The sequence below is a fragment of the Bradyrhizobium sp. 191 genome, from assembly GCF_023100985.1.
Taxonomy (GTDB): Bacteria; Pseudomonadota; Alphaproteobacteria; order Rhizobiales; family Xanthobacteraceae; genus Bradyrhizobium; species Bradyrhizobium diversitatis.
Window position 1 is genome coordinate 4,380,363 of record NZ_CP064692.1, and the last position, 19,752, is coordinate 4,400,114.

General features: G+C 64.1%; 19 protein-coding genes. 9 read left to right on the forward strand and 10 right to left on the reverse strand.

Features of this window, described 5'->3' with window-relative positions; translation table 11 throughout:
- Nucleotides 1-75: 75 nt before the first annotated feature.
- The 6 genes from IVB23_RS20340 to IVB23_RS20365 form a co-directional block, all read right to left on the reverse strand.
- Entirely contained in the window at nt 76-852 is a 777-nt protein-coding gene (locus IVB23_RS20340) for a phosphatase PAP2 family protein (RefSeq protein WP_247799803.1), read from the reverse strand.
- Nucleotides 849-1,193 (reverse strand): hypothetical protein, encoded by a 345-nt coding sequence (locus IVB23_RS20345; protein ID WP_247799804.1) that lies wholly within the window; start codon nt 1,191-1,193, stop codon nt 849-851. Before IVB23_RS20345 ends, IVB23_RS20340 begins: the two co-directional genes overlap by 4 nt.
- Before the next feature lie 26 nt (nt 1,194-1,219).
- Nucleotides 1,220-1,711 (reverse strand): hypothetical protein, encoded by a 492-nt coding sequence (locus tag IVB23_RS20350; RefSeq protein WP_061880129.1) that lies wholly within the window; start codon nt 1,709-1,711, stop codon nt 1,220-1,222.
- A gap of 127 nt (nt 1,712-1,838) precedes the next feature.
- Entirely contained in the window at nt 1,839-3,041 is a 1,203-nt protein-coding gene (rlmN, locus tag IVB23_RS20355; RefSeq protein ID WP_247799805.1) for a 23S rRNA (adenine(2503)-C(2))-methyltransferase RlmN, read from the reverse strand.
- Nucleotides 3,042-3,233: 192 nt separating this feature from the next.
- On the reverse strand, nt 3,234-3,911 hold the full coding sequence (locus IVB23_RS20360; RefSeq protein WP_247799806.1) for an invasion associated locus B family protein: 678 nt from the start codon (nt 3,909-3,911) through the stop codon (nt 3,234-3,236).
- A 116-nt stretch (nt 3,912-4,027) separates the two neighbouring features.
- A complete protein-coding gene (locus IVB23_RS20365) occupies nt 4,028-4,867 on the reverse strand; it encodes an SDR family oxidoreductase (protein WP_197965076.1) in 840 nt (279 codons plus the stop codon).
- A gap of 147 nt (nt 4,868-5,014) precedes the next feature.
- On the opposite strand from IVB23_RS20365, the gene IVB23_RS20370 reads away from it, so the two are divergent.
- Nucleotides 5,015-5,989 (forward strand): NADPH:quinone oxidoreductase family protein, encoded by a 975-nt coding sequence (locus IVB23_RS20370; protein WP_061880125.1) that lies wholly within the window; start codon nt 5,015-5,017, stop codon nt 5,987-5,989.
- Nucleotides 5,990-6,214: 225 nt separating this feature from the next.
- On the opposite strand, the gene IVB23_RS20375 is transcribed toward IVB23_RS20370, so the two are convergent.
- Entirely contained in the window at nt 6,215-6,598 is a 384-nt protein-coding gene (locus IVB23_RS20375; RefSeq protein WP_061880124.1) for a YkvA family protein, read from the reverse strand.
- Between the two features lie 111 nt (nt 6,599-6,709).
- Nucleotides 6,710-7,000 carry a 4a-hydroxytetrahydrobiopterin dehydratase gene (locus IVB23_RS20380; RefSeq protein WP_061880123.1) on the reverse strand — a complete coding sequence of 97 codons (291 nt, stop codon included), beginning with the start codon at nt 6,998-7,000 and terminating at the stop codon, nt 6,710-6,712.
- 155 nt (nt 7,001-7,155) lie between these two features.
- On the opposite strand from IVB23_RS20380, the gene IVB23_RS20385 reads away from it, so the two are divergent.
- Together IVB23_RS20385 and IVB23_RS20390 are read left to right on the forward strand one after the other, a co-directional pair.
- On the forward strand, nt 7,156-8,601 hold the full coding sequence (locus tag IVB23_RS20385; protein WP_247799807.1) for a TAXI family TRAP transporter solute-binding subunit: 1,446 nt from the start codon (nt 7,156-7,158) through the stop codon (nt 8,599-8,601).
- 127 nt (nt 8,602-8,728) lie between these two features.
- The gene (locus tag IVB23_RS20390; protein WP_247799808.1) at nt 8,729-10,270 is read left to right on the forward strand and encodes an alkaline phosphatase D family protein; all 1,542 of its coding nucleotides are present in this window, start codon (nt 8,729-8,731) and stop codon (nt 10,268-10,270) included.
- A 104-nt stretch (nt 10,271-10,374) separates the two neighbouring features.
- Here IVB23_RS20390 and IVB23_RS20395 read toward each other — a convergent pair whose 3' ends face one another.
- On the reverse strand, nt 10,375-10,758 hold the full coding sequence (locus IVB23_RS20395) for a response regulator (RefSeq protein ID WP_061880120.1): 384 nt from the start codon (nt 10,756-10,758) through the stop codon (nt 10,375-10,377).
- A 178-nt stretch (nt 10,759-10,936) separates the two neighbouring features.
- On the opposite strand from IVB23_RS20395, the gene IVB23_RS20400 reads away from it, so the two are divergent.
- From IVB23_RS20400 to typA, 5 genes are all read left to right on the forward strand, one after another.
- A complete protein-coding gene (locus IVB23_RS20400; RefSeq protein ID WP_061880119.1) occupies nt 10,937-11,701 on the forward strand; it encodes a Crp/Fnr family transcriptional regulator in 765 nt (254 codons plus the stop codon).
- A gap of 217 nt (nt 11,702-11,918) precedes the next feature.
- Complete coding sequence (locus IVB23_RS20405) at nt 11,919-12,635, forward strand: prolipoprotein diacylglyceryl transferase family protein (protein ID WP_197965074.1); 717 nt, start codon at nt 11,919-11,921, stop codon at nt 12,633-12,635.
- On the forward strand, nt 12,616-14,058 hold the full coding sequence (locus IVB23_RS20410) for a radical SAM protein (RefSeq protein ID WP_197965073.1): 1,443 nt from the start codon (nt 12,616-12,618) through the stop codon (nt 14,056-14,058). Before IVB23_RS20405 ends, IVB23_RS20410 begins: the two co-directional genes overlap by 20 nt.
- Nucleotides 14,055-14,354: a hypothetical protein gene (locus IVB23_RS20415; RefSeq protein WP_061880116.1), complete on the forward strand. Its 300-nt coding sequence runs from the start codon at nt 14,055-14,057 to the stop codon at nt 14,352-14,354. Before IVB23_RS20410 ends, IVB23_RS20415 begins: the two co-directional genes overlap by 4 nt.
- Nucleotides 14,355-14,591: 237 nt before the next feature.
- The gene (gene typA / locus IVB23_RS20420; protein ID WP_061880115.1) at nt 14,592-16,418 is read left to right on the forward strand and encodes a translational GTPase TypA; all 1,827 of its coding nucleotides are present in this window, start codon (nt 14,592-14,594) and stop codon (nt 16,416-16,418) included.
- On the opposite strand, the gene IVB23_RS20425 is transcribed toward typA, so the two are convergent.
- A complete protein-coding gene (locus tag IVB23_RS20425) occupies nt 16,415-18,568 on the reverse strand; it encodes a hypothetical protein (RefSeq protein WP_247799809.1) in 2,154 nt (717 codons plus the stop codon). The genes typA and IVB23_RS20425 overlap by 4 nt on opposite strands.
- Between IVB23_RS20425 and IVB23_RS20430 the strand changes: the two genes are divergently transcribed.
- The gene (locus IVB23_RS20430) at nt 18,497-19,744 is read left to right on the forward strand and encodes an NAD(P)/FAD-dependent oxidoreductase (RefSeq protein WP_247799810.1); all 1,248 of its coding nucleotides are present in this window, start codon (nt 18,497-18,499) and stop codon (nt 19,742-19,744) included. The two genes, IVB23_RS20425 and IVB23_RS20430, sit on opposite strands and share 72 nt — an antisense overlap.
- Nucleotides 19,745-19,752 lie beyond the last annotated feature (8 nt).

Consider the following 19,752-nt stretch of genomic DNA (forward strand, 5'->3'; position numbering starts at 1 on the left):
TCAAGGGCTGATGAAGGTTTCGAACTTGACCGCGCGAATATCAAATTTCGCAGGGCTCGGCACCCCTTTAATGGCCTAAACCGACGGCTCGGGACCGGTCTTGCGGCCGAACAGGCGCTGGCGGAGCCGGTAGCCGGGCATGCTCAGCCGGGTCAGGGCGGCATCGACCGCTTCGTCCGAAAACCGCGTCCGCGGCCAGCGGTAAATCAGCGCGTAGGCGAACCAGATCACGACGAAGGTGACGAGGCCGGCGATGGAAACGTCGGTGAAGAAGTGGCCCCCGAAGGCCATGCGCAGCCCGCCGGTCAAGGCGCCGAACACCACGGCGGCGACATAGGCGAGCGGGCGCCACGGCGGCGGCGCCAGCGCGGCCGGCGCGAGCGTCCAGAACGCGGTCGCACCCTCGCCCGAGAAGAACGAGCAGTTGCGGGCGCAGCCGCCGCGCGGATCCCACCACGGCACGAATTGCTGGTCGCCGGCAAACTCGGTCACCACCACCGGGCGTGGCCGGCCCCAATAGGTCTTGAAGGTGAGATTGGTGAGGATGCCGGCCGACAGGATGATCGTGACCAGCAGGAACACCATCGCGCGGCCCGAGACCATCAGCGGCCGGTCCGGCCGGATCATCTTGACCACGAGTGCGACCAGCGATGGCAGCACGAATGCCCAGGCGACCCACATCGCGGCGTCACGTGCGAAACTGGCCCAGCCGTTCAGCTTGAGCGGAAACGTCCTGGTCTCGGGATCGAAGAACAGCGCGGCGAGCTTGAGATCGAGCGCGGGATAGAGGCCGAAGACGACGCCGATCACGAGCCACAACGTCAGGGCGATGAAGAGTCCAGTCCGGTTCATGGCGCGCGGTTTAGCGGAGTGGGATGAGGTGACGCAATACTCTCAAGGTAGGTCCTAAGGGCATTTGCTGCTTGCTCGAACAGGATATCGACACCTTGATCTTCGTCGTAGGTAAACTGGCGCGGAGTATTGAGGGCTGCGGCACCATTTCTATTCTGCGTCTGAAAGACGTTCAGTACTAACTCATCCAGAAGTTTCCGGGTCGCTCCAGGCAAGGATGCGTCAATAGCCGGCAATTGAGCGAGGATATTTTGCTCTAGCTCGGGAAGTGACAATTTGCCCAACTGCGCGTTAATCACGCTTGCCAGGATTGCGGACGCTAGTCTCTGATTTGAATCCATATCGATACGAGCTCTCTCGGCAAGGATTATGCCTTCGGCCTTGAATTCGACGGCAGGGGCGGAGGCGGCATGCGCGCAGGCGGCGGGTCGCGCCAGGCACCGGCATTGCGGCCGGCAATCAGCCAATAGACCATGCCGGCAACGATCCCTGCGCCGGTCATGATCTCCAGGTGCCGCCGCACGATGCCTTCGAACTGGAAGGTGTCGGGATGGAACGGCACGAGGCCGAGATAGCAGGCGAGTCCGACGAGGCCGCCGCCGAGGGCATAAGCAAGCGCGCTGCGGATGTAGAGCGCCTCGGTGATCGCGACGACGACCATTGCCGGCACCAGCGCGAAGCCCGAAACGAAGATGAAGCCGAAGCCGAGCAGGATGTCGATCGTGCCCTGATCCACGGGACCCGCGCCGAGATCGGCGAACTCCGGAAACAGCAGCGCGACGACGACGATCATGCCGCCGACGAAGCAGGCGGCGAGGAAGCCGATGAAGATGACAATGAGGCGGCCGATCAGGGACATGGCGCCACCGTCACCGTCATTGCGAGGAGCGTAGCGACGAAGCAATCCAGACTGCCGCCGCGGAAAGGCTCTGGATTGCTTCGCTTCGCTCGCAATGACGGGGATGCGAGAGCGCGGGCACGCATCCTCAATCCGTCATCGCCATGGCGCGCAGCGCCTGGCGCTCGCGTGCGCTGAGCTTCTCGGTCTCCGACTTGAGCTGGCCGCAGGCGGCGAGGATGTCGCGGCCGCGCGGGGTGCGTACCGGCGAGGAATAGCCGGCGTTGAAGATGTATTCGGAGAATTTTTCGATCTGGTCCCAGTCCGAGCATTCATAGGCGGTGCCGGGCCAGGGATTGAACGGGATCAGGTTGATCTTGGCCGGAATGCCCTTGAGCATCTTCACCAGCAGCTTCGCATCGTCGAGCGAATCGTTGACGCCCTTGAGCATCACATATTCGAAGGTGATGCGGCGCGCGTTCGAGGCGCCGGGATAGTCGCGGCAGGCCTGCAAGAGCTCCTTGATCGGATATTTGCGGTTGAGCGGCACCAGCTCGTTGCGCAGCTCGTCGCGCACGGCATGCAGCGAGATCGCGAGCATGACGCCGATCTCCTCGCCGGCGCGCACGATATTCGGCACCACACCGGAGGTGGACAGCGTGATGCGGCGGCGGGATATGCCGATGCCTTCATTGTCGCCGGCGATCAGCAGCGCATCGCGCACCGCGTCGAAATTGTAGAGCGGCTCGCCCATGCCCATCATCACGATGTTGGTGACGCGGCGCGTGCCGTCCTCGCGATCGGCCCAGTCGTTCAGACGATCGCGCGCGACCATCACCTGTCCGACGATCTCGCCGGCGATGAGGTTGCGCACCAGGCGCTGCGTGCCGGTGTGGCAGAAGGCGCAGTTCAGCGTGCAGCCGACCTGCGAGGAGACGCACAGGGTGCCGCGGTCGGTCTCGGGGATGTAAACGCACTCGACTTCATGCGCCTTCTGAACGGAATCGCCGCTCGGCAGCCGCAGCAGCCATTTGCGGGTGCCGTCGTTGGAGATCTGCTCGGCCACGACTTCGGGCCGGTCGACCGTGAAATGCTGGGCGAGATCGGCGCGGATGCCCTTCGAGATCGAAGTCATGTCGTCAAAACTCTGGGCGCCCCGGAAATAGATCCAGTGCCACAGCTGCTGCACGCGCATCTTGCGCTGGGCCGGAGCGACGCCGATCTCGCCGAGGCGATCGGCAAGCTCGGTGCGCGACAGGCCGATCAGCGACGGTTTTGCCGGCGGCACATAGGTTTCGAGCGGAGTCTTCTCCACCAGGATTGCGTTGTGCGGCTCGGTCAAGGTTTGCATCGATGGGCCTGGAATTTGTTGTCGTCGTTCCGGGATGGTCCGAAGGGATCGCGAAGCGACCCTGAGGACCAGACCCGGAACCTCGAGATTCCGGGTTCAATGCTGCGCATTGCCCCGGAATGACGGAAGAAATCTGGAACCAGCCTTATATAGCAACCGGGACTGCCGATTGCGACCGTCACCTGCCTAGCCTTACCGCTTGCAGTCGTGGGCGATCTTGTCGAGCGCCTGGGCAAGGCCCTTCAGCGAGAAGGTGTCGGTCGTCTCCGTGCCCTTGGCCGAGACCCCCTTGACCACGAGGTCGGCGGATTTGCGCATGGCTTCGACCATCCGCTCCTCCTCGGCCGCGTTCTTGATCCAGAGGCCGTCTCCCTGCGTGTACATCGCGAAGGAGGCGCCACCGACCTCGACGGTCGATTCCGAGCCCGGCTTCAGCGCATAACCGATCATGACCGAGACTTCGTTGTTGACCTTCTCCGCCGGCCGGGTCGAGACGAACGCATAGGCGGGATCACGCGGCCGGTTCGGCGGATTGGTCTTCGACGACGAAGGCTTGGCCAGCGCGAAGCAGACCTTCTTGCCATTGGGCGTCGCCGCATAGGCCCCCCAGGTGCCGAACTGCCCGATCAAGGTCGGCTCGGCGCCACCCGCAACTCCCGCGGGCGAGGCCGCCGGTTTGCTCTCGGGCTTCGAAGCCCCCTTCGCGGTCGTATGGGCTGGCGGCGCAGCCGGCTTCGGTGTCGCCTCTTTTGGAGCGGACTCTTTTGGAACGGACTTGGGCGCCGGTTGCGCCGTCTGCGCCCGCGCGGAATCGACGATTCCCCCGGCCATGACGCCAGTCATCAAAGCTAGAATCAGCACCCGCCACATGCTCGGAGTGGTTCCCTCAATATTGTGACTGGAAGATGGCCCGACCGCGCTTTGTCCCCGGGCAGGGATAGCCGGGAAAGTCCAATTTGGGAAGGCAGTTAGCGGTATCGCTGTGGCTAGGCCCTGGATCGCGCGGCGCGTTGCTCGGCCCATTGCGCCTCAGTCCAGCCGAGCAAATCCTCGGCGCCGGAACTGCGCAGATGCGCGCCGCCGTCGATCACCACCATCTCGCCATTGATGTAGCCGGCGCGGTCGGAGACCAGGAAGCTGGCGAGATCGGCAAGCTCGCTATGCTCGCCCGCGCGGCCGAGCGGATTGCGCGAGGCCCATCCTTCATCGCGGCCCTCGGGGCGTAGCTGCCCGGACGCCCCGGCGGTCGGAAACGGACCCGGCGCGATCGCGACGGTGCGAATGCCCTTCGGGCCCCACTCCACCGCAAGGCTCTTGGTCATCGCCAGCAGGGCGGACTTCGCCATCGCTGACGGAACCGTGAAGGCGCGGCCGGTGATGGTGGAGGTCGAGAGGATCGACAGCACGACGCCGCCATGCGTGCCCGCGATCCAGCGCCTGCCGGCGGCAAGCGTGCAATACATCGCGCCATGCAGCGTCGGCGCCAGGATCGCATCCGCGGCGCGGAAGGAGAGATGCTCGCTCTGTGCGATGAAGGTCGCGGCGGCATTGTTGACGAGGATGTCGAGCGGCGCCTCGCGCCAGATCTGATCCATCATGCTGTCGACGGCCGCGCCGTCGCGAATATCGCAGCTGATCGTCGTGACCTTGCCGTCCGCCTGCTCGCGCATCTCGCGCGCGGTTGCTTCCAGCCGGTCGAGCTTGCGGCCGCAAATCACGATCTCTGCGCCGAGCGCGAGGAAGCGACGGCCCATCGCCGCGCCAAGGCCCGAGCCGCCGCCGGTGACGAGGATGCGCTTGTTCTTGAGCAGGCTTGTTTCAAACATCGTTTGAATCCCTATTTCCGTGGATTTCGTCGTAGCGAGGATAGGGCTGCCCATGGCTTTGGGCAAAGAAACCGGATTGTCGCCCGTGTCTAAATCCGGCAGAAACGGGTCAACTATAATTCCACTCGAAACGCCTCAGGTGCCGCCATGAAAGCCATCCTCTGCTCGCAATATTGCCAGCCCGACGATCTCGTTCTGGCCGAGGTGCCGGATCCGGTGGCCGGTCCCGGCGAAGCCGTGATCGCGATCAAGGCGGCGGCGCTGAACTTCTTCGACATCCTGATGATTCAGGGCAAGTACCAGATCAAGCCGCCGTTCCCGTTCTCGCCGGCGGCGGAAGTCGCCGGCGTGATCGAGAGCATCGGCCCCGGCGTGACCGATCTGAAAGTCGGCGACCGCGTCGTCGCATCCTGCGGCCACAACGGCGCGCGCGAGAAGATCGCGCTGCCGGCGGCATCGATCGTGAAGATCCCCGACAATCTCGACTACGACCGCGCGGCCGGCATCATCATCATCTACGGCACCGCGCTGCATGCGCTGGAAGATCGCGCGAGCCCGAAGCCGGGCGAGACGCTCGCGGTGCTCGGCGCAGCCGGCGGCACCGGCCTCGCCGCCTGCGAGCTCGGCAAGCTGATGGGCCTGAAGGTGATCGCCTGCGCCTCGTCGGACGAGAAGCTGGAATTCGCGAAAGCGCATGGCGCCGAGCTGACGCTGAACTACGGCAAGGAAGATCTGAAGGAAGGCCTGCGCAAGCTCACCGGCGGCAAGGGCGTCGACATCATCTTCGATCCGGTTGGTGGCGCTTACGCCGAGCAGGCGCTGCGCTCGATCGCCTGGGAGGGCCGCTTCCTCGTCATCGGCTTTGCCGCCGGCGACATTCCGAAGATGCCGCTGAACCTCGCCTTGCTGAAGGGCTGCGACATCCGCGGCGTGTTCTGGGGCGCATGGACCCGGCTCAACCCGGCCAAGAACCGCGCCAATCTGGAAAAGCTCGTGAAGTGGACGGCGGAGGGAAAGATCTCATCGCATGTCGACCGCACCTTCCCACTCGCCCAGACCGCGGACGCGCTGAAGGTGCTGGCGGGACGTCAGGCCATGGGCAAGGTGATCTTGCATCCGTGAGGCGGCGTCCATCGCGACGCTGCTTCCGCATACTCAGCTGTCATCGCCCGGCTTCGACCGGGCGATCCAGTATTCCAGAGACTGCAGTGATTGAACCGAGAGGCCGCGGCGTACTGGATTCCCCGCTTGCCGCCTGCGCTAAAGCTTCGGCGCCCCTGGACCTCAACCCCGGCGAAGCCTTGGCGTAGCCGGGTCGCGGGGAATGACAGCGCGCTCGGGGTAAGCTCAAGCGTCTGCTTCCACTTCCTCCACCCCACGCCGCAGCGCGGCGCGGGCGGCCTCGCGATGCTCGTTCGTGATGTGGCCGGCAACCATGCGGATGGCAGTGGCGAGCACGGCAGCGTCATCGGCGAAGCCGAGCATCGGCATCACGTCCGTGACGAAGTCGAACGGCAGGATGAAGTAGGCAATCGCCCCGAGCAGCGAGGCCTGGACGTGGCGCGGCGTCTGCCGGTCGAACGCACAGTAATAAGCGGCAAGCAGGTCTTCCGCGAACGGCAGGTGCGCGGCGACACGCTTCAGCTTGCGCCAGAAGCGGCGGCGCACGCTCTCGCGATCTTCCGCGAGCCGATCGGCCGGCTCGAAGCCGACGCTGTGCTCGGCAGCCATGCTCAAAAACTCCCCGTTCTGCCGAAGGCGGAGGGTCGTCCCGTCCCGGCTGATCACAAGATGGGGATGCGGCCGATCCCTGCAAGACGTCAGCCAAGTATCCGTCAAGTGTCAGCCTGCGATGGCGTTCATCGCCTTGGCCAGCGCGATATCGCGCGTGGTGACGCCGCCGGCGTCGTGGGTCGACAGCACCACCTCCACCGTCTTGTAGACGTTGCGCCATTCGGGGTGGTGATCCATCTTCTCGGCCACCAGCGCGGCGCGGGTCATGAAGCCGAACGCCTCGTTGAAATCCCTAAAGACGAAGATCTTCCCGATGGCGTCGCGGCCTTGGACCTCACTCCAGTCCGGTAGTCCGCCCAGCGCCTGCCTACGCTCCTCCGCCGAGAGCCGTTCTGCCATGATCGTCTCCTTGCCTTTTGGGGGGAACTTTACTCTAACACCGCGCCGCCGCCCGGGTTCATACGGGATTTCCTGCGTCCGCTAACCATGACGGAGATGTAACCCCGCCGGACAAGGAAATTTGCTACAATTGCAGCGGTAGATCGCCGGCCAAGATGAAACTGAGCCTGAAGCGCCTGTTTGGGAGATCGATGACCGGGGGATTGGACCTGGCCGAAGCGCCCCCTCCGCCTTCGCCGCGATCGGCGGCGCGGAAGACGGCCCTCGTGTCTCTGGCACTCGTGCTTGCGATCGTGGGCGCGCTCGCCGGCGGCTATTACTTCGCGATGCGTCCGGTGACGCTCAAGATCGCGGTCGGCCCTGCCAACAGCGATGACATCAAGGTCGTGCAGGCGCTGACGCAGGCCTTCACCCAGACCAAGGCTCAGGTACGGCTGCGGCCGTTCCAGACCGACGGCGCCACGGCGAGCGCCGACGCGCTCGCGGAAGGCAAGGTCGATCTCGCCATCGTGCGCGGCGACGTCGACGTGCCCAAGAACGCGCAAGCGGTCGCGACCCTGCGCAAGAACGTCGTGGTGCTATGGTCCGTGCCGGGCAAAGGCAAGAAGCGGGGCGCGAAGGTCACCAAGATCTCGCAGCTCGCCGGCCATCGCGTCGGCGTGGTCGGCCGCACCCAGGCCAACGTCAATCTGCTCAAGGTGATCCTCCAGCAGTACGGCATCGATCCCGCCAAGGTCGAGATCGTGCAATTCCCGGCGAACGAAGCCGCCGAGGCGATCAAGGCGCAGAAGGCCGACGTCTATCTCGCGGCCGGCCCCGTCAACAGCAAGATAACGTCGGATGCGATCGCCGCCTCCACCAAGGATTTCGGCGCGCCCACCTTCCTCGCGATCGATTCGGCGGATGCGATCGCGCAAAACCATCCGGTCTACGAAGCGTCCGAGATTCCCGCCGGCACCTATGGCGGCTCGCCTGCCCGCCCGGAGGACGAGGTGAAGACCATCAGCTTTTCGCACCACATCGTGGCGCGCAAGGGCGTGGCCGAAACCACCATTGCGGCGTTTACGCGCCAGCTCTTCGCCGTTCGCCAGCAACTGGTCACGGAATTTCCGCTCGCGGCGAAGATCGAAACGCCTGATACGGACAAGGATGCGGTGATCCCGGTGCACCCAGGTGCGGCCGCCTTCGTCGACGGCGAGGAAAAGACCTTTCTCGACAAATACAGCGACTACATCTGGTGGAGCCTGATGGCGCTTTCCGCCATGGGCTCGATCGGCGCCTGGTTCGCCGGATACCTGAAGAAGGACGAGCGCGACAGCAACAATCATCAGCGCGAACGCCTGCTCGACATGATCGCCGCTGCGCGCAAGTGCGAGACGGCCGAAGAGCTCGACCAGATGCAGACCGAGGCCGACGACATCCTGCGCGATACGCTGCGCTGCTACGATCACGGTGCGATCGAGGAAGGCGCACTCACCGCCTTCAACATCGCACTCGACCAGTTCCATTCTGCGGTCGCCGACCGCAAGGCATTGCTGATGAGCCTGCCGCAGAACCTGCAGCGCGCCGGCGCGCAGTTCAGGGCCGCCGGCAACGCGTAGGCGCTTGCCGGCGTAATGGCTGCGTCACATTGTCTCAATATAACTCGCACCGTCATTCCGGAGCGCGCAGCGCGAATCCGGAATGACGGTGTGAGAGGCGCACAAGCCAGTCAGCGAACCATCCTTCATGAACATCAAATTCTCCCGCCGCCGCTTCCTCGCCACCAGCGCCGGTGCGCTCGGCACGATGGCAATGCCGTATCTCTCGCGCGCGGCCGATCGGCCGGCGGTCACTCATGGCGTGCAGTCTGGCGACGTCACGGTCGATGGCGGTGTTGTGTGGGCGCGTACCGACCGGCCGGCACAGATGCTGATCGAGGTGGCGACGACTGATACGTTCAGGGATGCCCGTGCGCTGCCGCCGGTCGCGGCGCTGCCGGAGAGCGACTTCACGGCAAAAATGCTGCTGGAGAATCTGCCGGGCGGCCAGGACATCTTTTACCGCGTCCGCTTCCGCGATCTCTCGTACAACGCGGTCGAGGGCGAAGCCGTGACCGGTCGCTTCCGCACCGCGCCGGCCGACCGCCGCGACGTCAGCTTCGTCTGGGGCGGCGATGTCGCCGGCCAGGGCTGGGGCATCAATCCCGATGACGGCGGCATGTTGACCTTTTCGGCGATGCGCAAGCACCGGCCGGATTTCTTCCTCCATTCCGGCGACACGATCTATGCCGACGGTCCCATCCAATCCGAGGTGAAGCTCACCGACGGCAAGGTCTGGAAGAACGTCACGATCCCGGAGAAGTCCAAGGTCGCGGAGACGCTGGACGAGTACCGCGCCGCGCACAAATACAATCTCACCGACGCGAACCTTCGAGCCTTCAATGCCGAAGTGCCGATCTTCGTGCAGTGGGACGACCACGAGGTGACCAACAACTGGTCGCTGTCGAAGGAGCTGCCGGCCGCCTACAAGGTGCGGGACATCTCGCTGCTCGCGGCCCGCGCGGGGCGCGCCTTCCACGAGATGTACCCGATGCGGGAAAGCATCGTGGAGCCCGGCCGGGTCTATCGCCAGATCGCCTACGGCCCGCATCTCGACGTGTTCGTGCTCGACGAGCGCAGCTATCGCGGCCCGAACGGGCCCAATATCGAGACCGCCTACGGCCCCGCCAGCTACTTTCTCGGCCCGGACCAGATCGCCTGGCTCAAGCGCGGCCTCCTCAATTCGCGCGCGACATGGAAGGTGATCGCGTCAGACATGCCGATCAGCCTGATTGTCTCGGATACGCCGAAGGGAGGCTCGGAAGCCATTGCACAGGGCGACGGTCCGGTGCGTGGTCGCGAGTTCGAGATCGCCGACATCCTCCGCTTCATCAAGATGGCGCCGATCACCAACACGGTGTGGCTGACCGCGGACGTGCATTACGCCGCCGCGCATTATTACGATCCGAACAAGGCGCAATTCCAGGAGTTCGAGCCGTTCTGGGAATTCGTGTCGGGTCCGCTGCACGCTGGTACGTTCGGTCCGAACGCGCTCGACAACACCTTTGGCCCCGAGGTTCGCTTCGTCAAGGCGCCGGGCAAGGACAGCCAGAACCTGCCGCCGTCCGCCGGCATGCAGTTCTTCGGCCACGTCAAGATCGACGGCGCCTCGGGTCAAATGACGGTGACCCTGCGCGACCGCACCGACGTGGCGCTGTGGTCGACCACGCTCGATCCGAAGCAAGGCTGATTGCTAAAGCGCGATGCGATGAGGATGAATCGTCATCGCGCTTTAGGTTGTTGGTCAAGCATGATCTTTTCGGAAAACCGCTGCGCACTTTTCCGGATCATGCTTCAATTGGCGGCGCGTAGCTTGAGCGCCGCTTCCAGCGCATCGCTCGAACACGGTTTCTGCAACCGCGGCCGGCCCGCCAGTTCGGGCGGAATGCGCGCCTCGGCGCCATAGCCGGTGACGAAAACGAACGGAACCTCCAGCGCGATCAACCGCTCGGCGACCGCAAAGCTGGTCTCGCGGATCAGTTCGACATCGAGCAGCGCGAAGTCGGGCGTACGCTTCGCAATGGCGTCCAGCGCCTGCGTCACCGAACCGACGGTCCGCACGCCGGTCACACCAAATCCGAGCAGACGGTCCTCGAAATCGATTGCGATGATCGGATCGTCCTCGACGATCAGAACATCGGCCGGCCAACCTGAGCCGTTGGGAAGTACGGGTGCCATGATCGCATCTTGCGTTGGGGTTTTAGGATCAGGACTGCCGCGACACGATGCCTGCGCGTAGCGCATCGGGGGTTCCCGGAACGAAACTCACCACATCATCGTTGTCCAGTCTGTCCACTTGTGCACACAGGCGAGGCGCGGAACTCGGTAAGGTGGGGGAAGGGACGGGAGTTTCACGATGGATGCGCGTATCGGCAAGGTCACCGAGGTCGAGAGCCGGCCGGCCAACAATCTGCTGCGGCGTCTGAGCCAGGCCGACTATGCTCTCCTTGCGCCGCACGTGACCTTCGAGGACTCCGCAGCGGGCCAATTGCTCTATAATCCCGGCGATGACGTGCAGGTCGTCCACTTCCCCTGCGGGCCGTCGCTCGCGACCTTTCTCGTCCCCAACGAGGACGGCCGCGACGTCGAAACCATTCTGGTCGGCCGCGAAGGCGCGGTAGGCGGCATCGTCAGCGAGGGATTTCTGCCGGCCTATACGCGGATCTGCGTGAAGTTCGGCGGGCCGTTTGCGCGTATTCACGTTGCCAAGCTGGAAGCGGCCAAGCTGCGCTCGGCGTCGCTGCGCAACATCTTCGCCCGCTATGCCGATTGCTTGCTGGCCCAGATCTTCCAGTCGACCGCCTGCAACGCGATCCACTCGATAGAGCAGCGCACCGCCAAATGGATCCTGGCGGCGATGGAGCGGACCGGCGACGAGACCAGCGTGCCGCTGACCCACGAACAACTCGCGACGTTGCTCGGGGTCGGGCGCAGCTATGCCAGCCGCGTGCTTCAGTCGTTCAAGGCGGAGCGAATTCTCGACACGAGGCGCGGCTCGATCCTGGTCCGCAACCGCGATGGCCTGAAGCTTCGCGCCTGCCTGTGCAACGATGCCGTGAAAATGCATTTCGAGGAGGTGCTGCGCGGGGTTTATCCAACCGAGGAGCGGGAGGCGGGGTAGAGGCACTTTCTTCCTTCTCCCCTTGTGGGAGAAGGTGGCGCGAAGCGCCGGATGAGGGGTTCTCTCCGCGAGTCCCACGGTTGTTGAGTTCGCGGAGAGACACCCCTCACCCAAATGAGCGTGTGGCAAATAGCGGAGCTGCCCTCTCCCACAAGGGGAGAGGGCACAAATATGTGCCGCGCGCTTCTCAACATCTGCCATGCTATAATATCCCCGCATGGGCGGGGCTTTCCTTCACACTCTGTTCGATATCGCGGCGTGGCTGGCGGCGGCTGCCGCCGTCTATTGGCTGGCGCGACAGGGCCTGCAGTTTCCGGCGCAGTCCTTCGAGCTGCCCTATATCGCCGCGCTGGTGTTCGGCGCCGGAATTGGCGCCTATCTGTTCGGCTCTGCCAATCTGTGGCTGTCGGGTCAGAGCGGCATCGCGCGCTCGGTCGAGGGCGCGCTGGCCGGCGGCACCGTGGCGATCGAGCTCTACAAATGGTCCGCAGGCATCGCGGTGCGAACCGGCGCCCGGTTTGCGCTGCCGCTGGCGCTCGGCATCGCGATCGGCCGCCTTGGATGCTATTTCGCGGGCCTCGACGACTTCACCTACGGCACGCCGACGGCGCTGCCTTTCAGCCACGATTTCGGCGACGGCGTCCTTCGCCATCCGGTCCAGCTCTACGAGAGTGCAGCCATGGCCGCCTTCGCGCTTGTCTATCTGCGGGCGGTCTTGAACCGAAACGCCTTCACCATCACCAACGGTTTCTACCTGGTTCTCGCCTATTATGGAGCGCAGCGCTTCCTATGGGAATTCCTCAAGCCCTACGGCACGCTGATCGGTCCTTTCACGCTGTTTCACCTGCTGTCGCTGTCCATCCTGCTCTACGCCGCATTCATGCTGGCGACGGCAGCCAAAGCGAGATCCCTGCATGAACGCGCCGTTGCGTAAGTCGCGTCCCTACATCTTCTGGGGCCAGACCCAATCCCTTTGCGAGACCTGCCTGAAGCTGGTGCCGACCAAGATCCAGATTCAGGGCAACGAAGTCTGGTACGAAAAGCGCTGCAGGGAGCACGGCACTCAGTCGACGCTAGTGTCGACGGATGCAGCCTATTGGCGGCTGTGCAAGGATTTCATCAAGCCGGGCGACCGGCCGCTGCAAGTCCAGCACCGCACGGAATTCGGCTGCCCCTATGATTGCGGCCTCTGTCCCGATCACGAGCAGCATTCCTGCCTGGCGCTGATCGAGATCACCGAGCACTGCAATCTCACTTGCCCGGTCTGCTTTGCCGAATCCTCGCCGGCACGAACCAAGTTCACTCCGCTCGCGACGGTGGAAAAGATGCTCGATGCGCTGGTCGCGAGCGAGGGCGAGCCGGATCTCGTGCAGATATCCGGCGGCGAGCCGACGCTGCATCCTGATTTCTTCGAGATCCTGGACGCCGTGCGCGCCCGCCCGATCCGCCACGTCATGATCAACACCAACGGCCTGCGCATCGCCCGCGAGAAGGACTTCGTGGCACGGCTCGCCGAGAACAGGCGCGGGCTGGAGGTCTATCTCCAGTTCGATTCGCTGCAGCGCGATGCGCTGATCAACCTGCGCGGCGCGGATTTGCGCAAGATCCGCCGGCAGGCGCTGGAAAATCTCGAGCATTACGGCATCTCGACCACGCTGGTCGCGACCATCAAGCGCGGCGTCAACGACGCCGAGATCGGCAACATCGTCCGCCATGCCCTCACCTGGAAGTGCGTTCGCGGCGTCACGCTGCAGCCGGTCCAGGATGCCGGCCGCAACGAGAATTTCGACAAAAATACCGACCGCATCATGCTGTCGGAGATCCGCAAGCGCGTCATCGAGACCGGCGTGTTCGGCGACAAGGACATGATCCCGCTGCCCTGCAACCCCGAGAGCATCTCGATCGGCTACGGCCTGCGCAGCGGCGAGAAGGTATTGCCGCTGACGTCGCTGATCCCGCAGGAGCAGCTCGTTGCAGTGATGCCCAACACCATCAGCCCGGAAAAATATCCGATGCTGCGGGAAAAATTCCAGGAGAAATTCTTGGACCTGTTCTCGCTGTCGTCGGGCCCGCTCAACACTTCCGAGCGCGTCTGCGAACTCTTGTGCTGCCTGCCGAGCTTCGAGGTGCCGCAGGGCCTCACTTACGAAAACGTCTTCCGCGTCACCATCGTGCAGTTCCTCGATCGCTTCAATTTCTGCGTCGGCAACGTCAAGCGCAGCTGCATCCATTTCGTGACGGAGCAGGGCGCGATCATTCCGTTCGACACGTACAACCTGTTCTACCGGAACGGACAGATCGACGGCATCCGCGCCGGGTTGGCCGCTCAGGCGGCCGACGGAGCCTTGCAGGCATGAGCATCAGCGACACACCGCCGCCTGCGCCTCCCGTTCCGCCGACGCCTCCGCCGCCAGCGCAAAAGCGCAGCGGCTGCCTGACCGCGCTCATGGCGATGTTCGGGATCTTCATGCTGCTCCCGGGTGCCTGCGCGCTGCTGTTCGGAGGAGTGTCGGTGTTCGAGGATGGCAATATCGCCTCCGACATCGCTCCGCTGGTCTTCCTTGGGCTGGTCGTCGGGATCGGGGGCGTTGCCCTGATCTGGGCCGCCATCAGGGGCCGAAAGGCCCCGGCTCACCCAGGAACCCGGCCCTAAGCCCCGGGAATTCCCGGACAAAATTCAGTCAACCAACGGCCAAAGAACACATTGTTTTTTGGCCGTTTTTGCATATATTGCGCCGCAACGCGCAGGGTGCCCGGTCGATATGGCCGGGCTTCCCTTTTGGGCGGCGAGCGCCCGTTTCCAGTCTTCCAGCGTTGTTTCGAGAAGAGGTCCCGGTCCGACCGGCGAGATCGCGCTTAACCCATTGTTCGAACGCAAAGAAGCTCTCCCATGAACCTCCGCAACGTCGCCATCATCGCCCACGTCGACCACGGAAAGACGACCCTGGTCGACAAGCTCCTCCAGCAGTCCGGCACGTTCCGCGAGAACCAGAAGGTGACCGATCGTGCCATGGACTCCAACGACCTGGAGCGTGAGCGCGGCATCACCATTCTGGCCAAGGCAGCCTCGGTGCAGTGGAAGGACACCCGCATCAACATCGTCGACACCCCCGGCCACGCCGATTTCGGCGGCGAGGTCGAGCGCATCCTCAACATGGTGGACGGCGCCCTGGTGCTGGTCGACGCCGCCGAAGGCCCGCTGCCGCAGACCAAGTTCGTGGTGTCCAAGGCGCTCAAGGTCGGCCTGAAGCCGATCGTCGTCATCAACAAGGTCGATCGTCCCGATGCGCGGCCGACCGAGGTCATCAACGAGGTGTTCGACCTGTTCGCGGCGCTCGATGCCAGCGAGGAGCAGCTCGACTTCCCGATCCTCTACGGATCGGCGAAGCAGGGCTGGATGGCCGATAGCCCGGAGGGTCCGAAGGACAAGGGCATGGAGCCGCTGTTCGACCTGATCCTGCGCCACGTCGCGCCGCCGAAGGTCGAGGAAGGTCCTTTCCGGATGATCGGCACCATCCTCGAAGCCAATCCCTATCTCGGCCGCATCATCACCGGTCGCATCTCGTCCGGCGTGCTCAAGCCGAACCAGCAGGTCAAGGTGCTGAACGCCGAGGGCAAGCTGGTCGAGTCCGGACGCATCACCAAGATCCTGGCATTCCGCGGCCTCGAGCGCACCCCGCTCGATGAAGCCGAAGCCGGCGACATCGTCGCCATCGCGGGCCTCACCAAGGGCACCGTCGCCGACACCTTCTGCGATCCGACCGTCGAAGTGCCGCTGCCGGCGCAGCCGATCGATCCGCCGACCGTGTCGATGTCGTTCATCGTCAACAACTCCCCGCTTGCCGGCACCGAAGGCGACAAGGTGACGAGCCGCATGATCCGTGACCGTCTGTTGCGCGAAGCCGAGGGCAACGTCGCGCTGCGTGTGGTCGAAGCCGCCGACAAGGACGCGATGGAAGTCTCGGGCCGCGGCGAATTGCAGCTCGCGATCCTGATCGAGACCATGCGCCGCGAAGGCTTCGAGCTCTCGGTGTCGCGTCCGCGCGTCGTCTACCAGAAGGACGAAGCGACCGGCGCCACCATGGAGCCGATCGAGGAGGTCGTGATCGACGTCGACGAGGAGCATTCCGGCGTCGTCGTGCAGAAGATGAGCGAGCGCAAATCCGAGCTGATCGAGATGAAGCCCTCGGGCGGCAATCGTCAGCGCCTGGTGTTCTACGCGCCCACCCGCGGCCTGATCGGCTACCAGGGCGAGCTGCTCACCGATACCCGCGGGACCGCGATCATGAACCGCCTGTTCCACGGTTACGCCCCCTACAAGGGCGAAATCCAGGGCCGCCGCAACGGCGTCCTGATCTCGAATGACCAGGGCGAGGCAGTGGCTTACGCCATGTTCAAGCTGGAAGATCGCGGCCCGATGATGATCGAGCCGGGCTGGAAGGTCTACAAGGGCATGATCGTCGGCGAGCACACCCGCGACAACGATCTCGAGATCAACGTGCTCAAGGGCAAGCAGCTCACCAACATCCGCACGACCTCGAAGGACGAAGCGGTGCGCCTGACCCCGCCGATCCGCATGACGCTGGAAAAGGCGCTCGCCTATATCGAGGACGACGAGCTCGTCGAGGTGACCCCGAAGTCGATCCGCCTGCGCAAGAAGCACCTCGACCCCAACGAGCGCAAGCGCGCGGAAAAGGCCAAGGAAGCGGTGGCCTAAGAGTTACCCCCGGCTTCGCCCGGCGCGTCCTCGCCGCGACCGATGAGGTCGATCGTCGGTGTCCCGTCGGAAAGATCGACCGCGTCGCGCAGAGCCGCAAGATGCGGCGCCTTCCAAGTATCGGGCTTCCGGTCGACATTCCAATAGGCGGTGTGGGTGAAGAAGTCCGCACCGCCGGCCAATTTCGTCGAGACCGGCAGGTCGACGATGTGCCGGCCGAAGATCGGGGCTAACGGCCCGCCGATCGCGTCGCCCCAGAAGATCTGTTCGATCGGAAAGTAGATATTGGTCCAGCGCGTCAACCCGAACAGCGCACCGTGGTGGATCTGCCGTATCTTCTTCCTCGGATTGTCGAAGGCAAGCAAGCCATCCTGCTGGAGCCGCTTCGGCGGACAAGTCGGAAACTCGCGCTCCTCGACACGACGCCTGAAATCTGCGCGCAACCTTTCGTGTCCTGTCTTCTCGGCGGCATCAGGCTCCTTTGCCTCCTCGCACATCAGGAAATAAGCGTGGGACAGGGCGCTCCCGAGCGTGACGAAGTCGGTTACCAGCCAGCTCTTGAAATGCCGCTGTTCGACAGGCCGCCTGACGGTCACATCGGCGATGTTCGCGATCAACTGCCGTGCCTTGCGGCGGAGCTCCACTTTCTCCTCATGGGTGGCCATTTTCTCGGGCTGCCACGGCGCACCATCGACGTCCAAAAACTCCTGGCCGAGCAGTGTGATCGGCGGCAACTCGTTGCAAATCCTGCTGAAATAGGCCCGCAGCATATCGTAAGCGACGACAGTGCCCAGGCTGTGGGCGACGACGACAATACGGTCGTATCGGCCGCTATCATGCAGGCGCGCCAGCGTATCCACGGCCTCCTTCCGGATGGCCCGGCGAACGGCGACATTGGCTGGCGAGCCGCGGAAATAGCGCGCGGCATCGCCGAGATAAGGCTGGAGGAATGCACCGTTGGCGGCGAGATAGATGCCGATCACACCAAACGCGATGGGGGCGCTCCAGGGCGAATTCAGTCCCCAGGGCCATGCCCTGAGCACGGTTTCGGCTAGTGATCTGTCGTACCAGTGCTGATCGGCCCAGATGAAGGCAAGGGACACGAGCAGCGAGACCGCGAGTGTGCGCCAGAACGCACGCAATCCCTGCTGTCCCATCACAAGGTACGTCGCCAGCAAAGCATCCAAGGTCGGAAGACCGATCAGCGTCAAGACCTCGGCACCATCGAGGACTCCGTTTCCGCCGGGGAAGGCACCCTCAAGCCACAGATAGCCGAGGCCGGCGGCGAAACCCGCAACGCAGAAGACAGCCAGCCACAGGACGAGACGAAGAGCCTGCCATCTGAGCGCGACGTAAAGGCCGAACACGACGCTGCATAGAAGCAGAAGGAAGGGCGCAATCAGGATATTTTGCGCGCTGGTCTCCGAGAACAGCAACACGCCCCTGAGTGCCAGCACGGCGAACGAGAGGTTCATCAGGCATAGAAAGATGGACACGGCCCACCAGAGCGCGTTCAGCCCAGTTCTCATTACCGGCCCCTTGCGGCACAACTCGTAGAGCCAGAGCAGCACGGCGACCGCCTTGGTCTCGCTTATGAGATGAGCCCAGTAGAGTTCGTGAAAGTCGACCACGCGCTTGTCCGCCGATCCCGGCACTTCGCTGGTCGTCATCACCGTCAGATCGATGTCGACGCCGCTCTTCTCCGGATGCGTCCAGAGCTTGTTTTCCTTGTCGTCGGGATTGCCCTTGTTGCGCCAGACACCGCGGATGACGCCGCGCACAGTTTCCAGCGCGCGCTGGCTACCAATACCGTGAACCACCAGAACTGCGGTTCGCTTGTGCTCTACACCCGAGTCGATGTTTAGCATGGGGAAATCCCTTGAAGAATGGGCGAAAGAGAATATCAAATTGAATACAACCTCGGCACGAAAAACAAGTCGGCTCGGACCGATGCCGCACCGGTCTCCTTCACGAATGTCCGCAATCGGAGACAAGGTGGCGTCCTGGATCCGCGTGCGCTGCGGCAGGTATGCGTCGGCCGCCTTCAGCGCGCTCAGCGAACGTGCTAGAGCCCGCCCATGACCTCCCTCCCCTCCTCCGTCGACGTCGCGATCATCGGTGCCGGTGCCGCCGGCCTTGGCGCGGCGCATGCGCTGGCGGGCTCCGGCCTCTCCGTGATCGTGCTGGAGGCCCGTGACCGGCTCGGCGGCCGGGCCTGGACCGTGCAGGCCTCGCCCGAGGTGACGTTCGACGTCGGCTGCGGCTGGCTTCACTCCGCGGACAAGAACTCCTTCGTGCCGATCGCGCGACAGCTCGATTTCGAGGTCAACAAGGACCTGCCGCCCTGGCGCGAGCGCGCCTTCGGCAATGCCTTTCCGCAGGCCGAGCGCGACGACTTCATGCGCGCGATGGACGCGTTCTACGAGCGCCTGTGGGAAGCCGCGCAAAAGGGCAGGGACGAACCCGCGAGCCTGAGCCTGGAGCCGGGCAATCGCTGGAATCCCATGATCGACGCGATCTCGACCTACATCAACGGCTGCGAACTCAAGGACATGTCCACGCTGGACTGGGACGCCTATGAGGACACCGACGCCAATTGGCGCGTTCGTCGCGGCTATGGTGCTCTGATCGCCGCATACAGCGCGCCCTGTCCGGTCGCGCTGAACTGCAACGTCACCCTGATCGATCATTCGAGCCTGCGCATTCGCCTCGAGACATCCCTGGGCACGCTGACCGCGGCCAAGGCGATCGTCACCGTTCCGACCAACCTGATCGCCGAGGAAGCGATCCGCTTCTCGCCGCCGCTCCCCGCCAAGGTCGATGCCGCAGCCGGCCTGCCGCTGGGCGTCGACGACAAGGTGACGCTGGCACTCGATGACGCCGAAGCCTTTCCGAAGGAGGCCAATCTGCGTGGCGCCACCATGCGCACCGACATGGGCACCTACCACATCCGACCGTTCGGCCAGCCCTGCATCGAGGGCTTCTTCGGCGGCAGCTTTGCGCGCGAGCTGGAAGAGGCCGGCGACGGCGCCATTGCCGCGCAGAGCATCGACGAGATCGCTGGCTTCCTCGGCAACGAGATCAGGCGCAAGCTGAGGCCGCTCTGCGAATCCCGCTGGGCCCGCGATCCGCTCGCAAGAGGCTCCTATTCGCATGCGCTGCCGGGTCACGCGGGGGATCGCGCGGTGCTGGCCGCACCGGTGGATGCCCGGCTGTTCTTCGCAGGAGAAGCGACATCGCCGACTTTCTTCACCACGGCGCATGGCGCGCGTGACAGCGGCGAGCGGGCGGCAAAGGAAGTGCTGGCGGCTTTGGGCAGGCCGTAACCGCACAC

What these genes read in the sequence shown, in the direction of transcription:
- IVB23_RS20340 (WP_247799803.1), bottom strand. Translation starts at nt 852, where the DNA reads ATGAACCGGACTGGACTCTTCATCGCCCTGACGTTGTGGCTCGTGATC.
- IVB23_RS20345 (WP_247799804.1), bottom strand. Translation starts at nt 1,193, where the DNA reads ATGGATTCAAATCAGAGACTAGCGTCCGCAATCCTGGCAAGCGTGATT.
- IVB23_RS20350 (WP_061880129.1), bottom strand. Translation starts at nt 1,711, where the DNA reads ATGTCCCTGATCGGCCGCCTCATTGTCATCTTCATCGGCTTCCTCGCC.
- rlmN (WP_247799805.1), bottom strand. Translation starts at nt 3,041, where the DNA reads ATGCAAACCTTGACCGAGCCGCACAACGCAATCCTGGTGGAGAAGACT.
- IVB23_RS20360 (WP_247799806.1), bottom strand. Translation starts at nt 3,911, where the DNA reads ATGTGGCGGGTGCTGATTCTAGCTTTGATGACTGGCGTCATGGCCGGG.
- IVB23_RS20365 (WP_197965076.1), bottom strand. Translation starts at nt 4,867, where the DNA reads ATGTTTGAAACAAGCCTGCTCAAGAACAAGCGCATCCTCGTCACCGGC.
- IVB23_RS20370 (WP_061880125.1), top strand. Translation starts at nt 5,015, where the DNA reads ATGAAAGCCATCCTCTGCTCGCAATATTGCCAGCCCGACGATCTCGTT.
- IVB23_RS20375 (WP_061880124.1), bottom strand. Translation starts at nt 6,598, where the DNA reads ATGGCTGCCGAGCACAGCGTCGGCTTCGAGCCGGCCGATCGGCTCGCG.
- IVB23_RS20380 (WP_061880123.1), bottom strand. Translation starts at nt 7,000, where the DNA reads ATGGCAGAACGGCTCTCGGCGGAGGAGCGTAGGCAGGCGCTGGGCGGA.
- IVB23_RS20385 (WP_247799807.1), top strand. Translation starts at nt 7,156, where the DNA reads ATGAAACTGAGCCTGAAGCGCCTGTTTGGGAGATCGATGACCGGGGGA.
- IVB23_RS20390 (WP_247799808.1), top strand. Translation starts at nt 8,729, where the DNA reads ATGAACATCAAATTCTCCCGCCGCCGCTTCCTCGCCACCAGCGCCGGT.
- IVB23_RS20395 (WP_061880120.1), bottom strand. Translation starts at nt 10,758, where the DNA reads ATGGCACCCGTACTTCCCAACGGCTCAGGTTGGCCGGCCGATGTTCTG.
- IVB23_RS20400 (WP_061880119.1), top strand. Translation starts at nt 10,937, where the DNA reads ATGGATGCGCGTATCGGCAAGGTCACCGAGGTCGAGAGCCGGCCGGCC.
- IVB23_RS20405 (WP_197965074.1), top strand. Translation starts at nt 11,919, where the DNA reads ATGGGCGGGGCTTTCCTTCACACTCTGTTCGATATCGCGGCGTGGCTG.
- IVB23_RS20410 (WP_197965073.1), top strand. Translation starts at nt 12,616, where the DNA reads ATGAACGCGCCGTTGCGTAAGTCGCGTCCCTACATCTTCTGGGGCCAG.
- IVB23_RS20415 (WP_061880116.1), top strand. Translation starts at nt 14,055, where the DNA reads ATGAGCATCAGCGACACACCGCCGCCTGCGCCTCCCGTTCCGCCGACG.
- typA (WP_061880115.1), top strand. Translation starts at nt 14,592, where the DNA reads ATGAACCTCCGCAACGTCGCCATCATCGCCCACGTCGACCACGGAAAG.
- IVB23_RS20430 (WP_247799810.1), top strand. Translation starts at nt 18,497, where the DNA reads ATGACCTCCCTCCCCTCCTCCGTCGACGTCGCGATCATCGGTGCCGGT.
- IVB23_RS20425 (WP_247799809.1), bottom strand. Translation starts at nt 18,568, where the DNA reads ATGCGCCGCGCCAAGGCCGGCGGCACCGGCACCGATGATCGCGACGTC.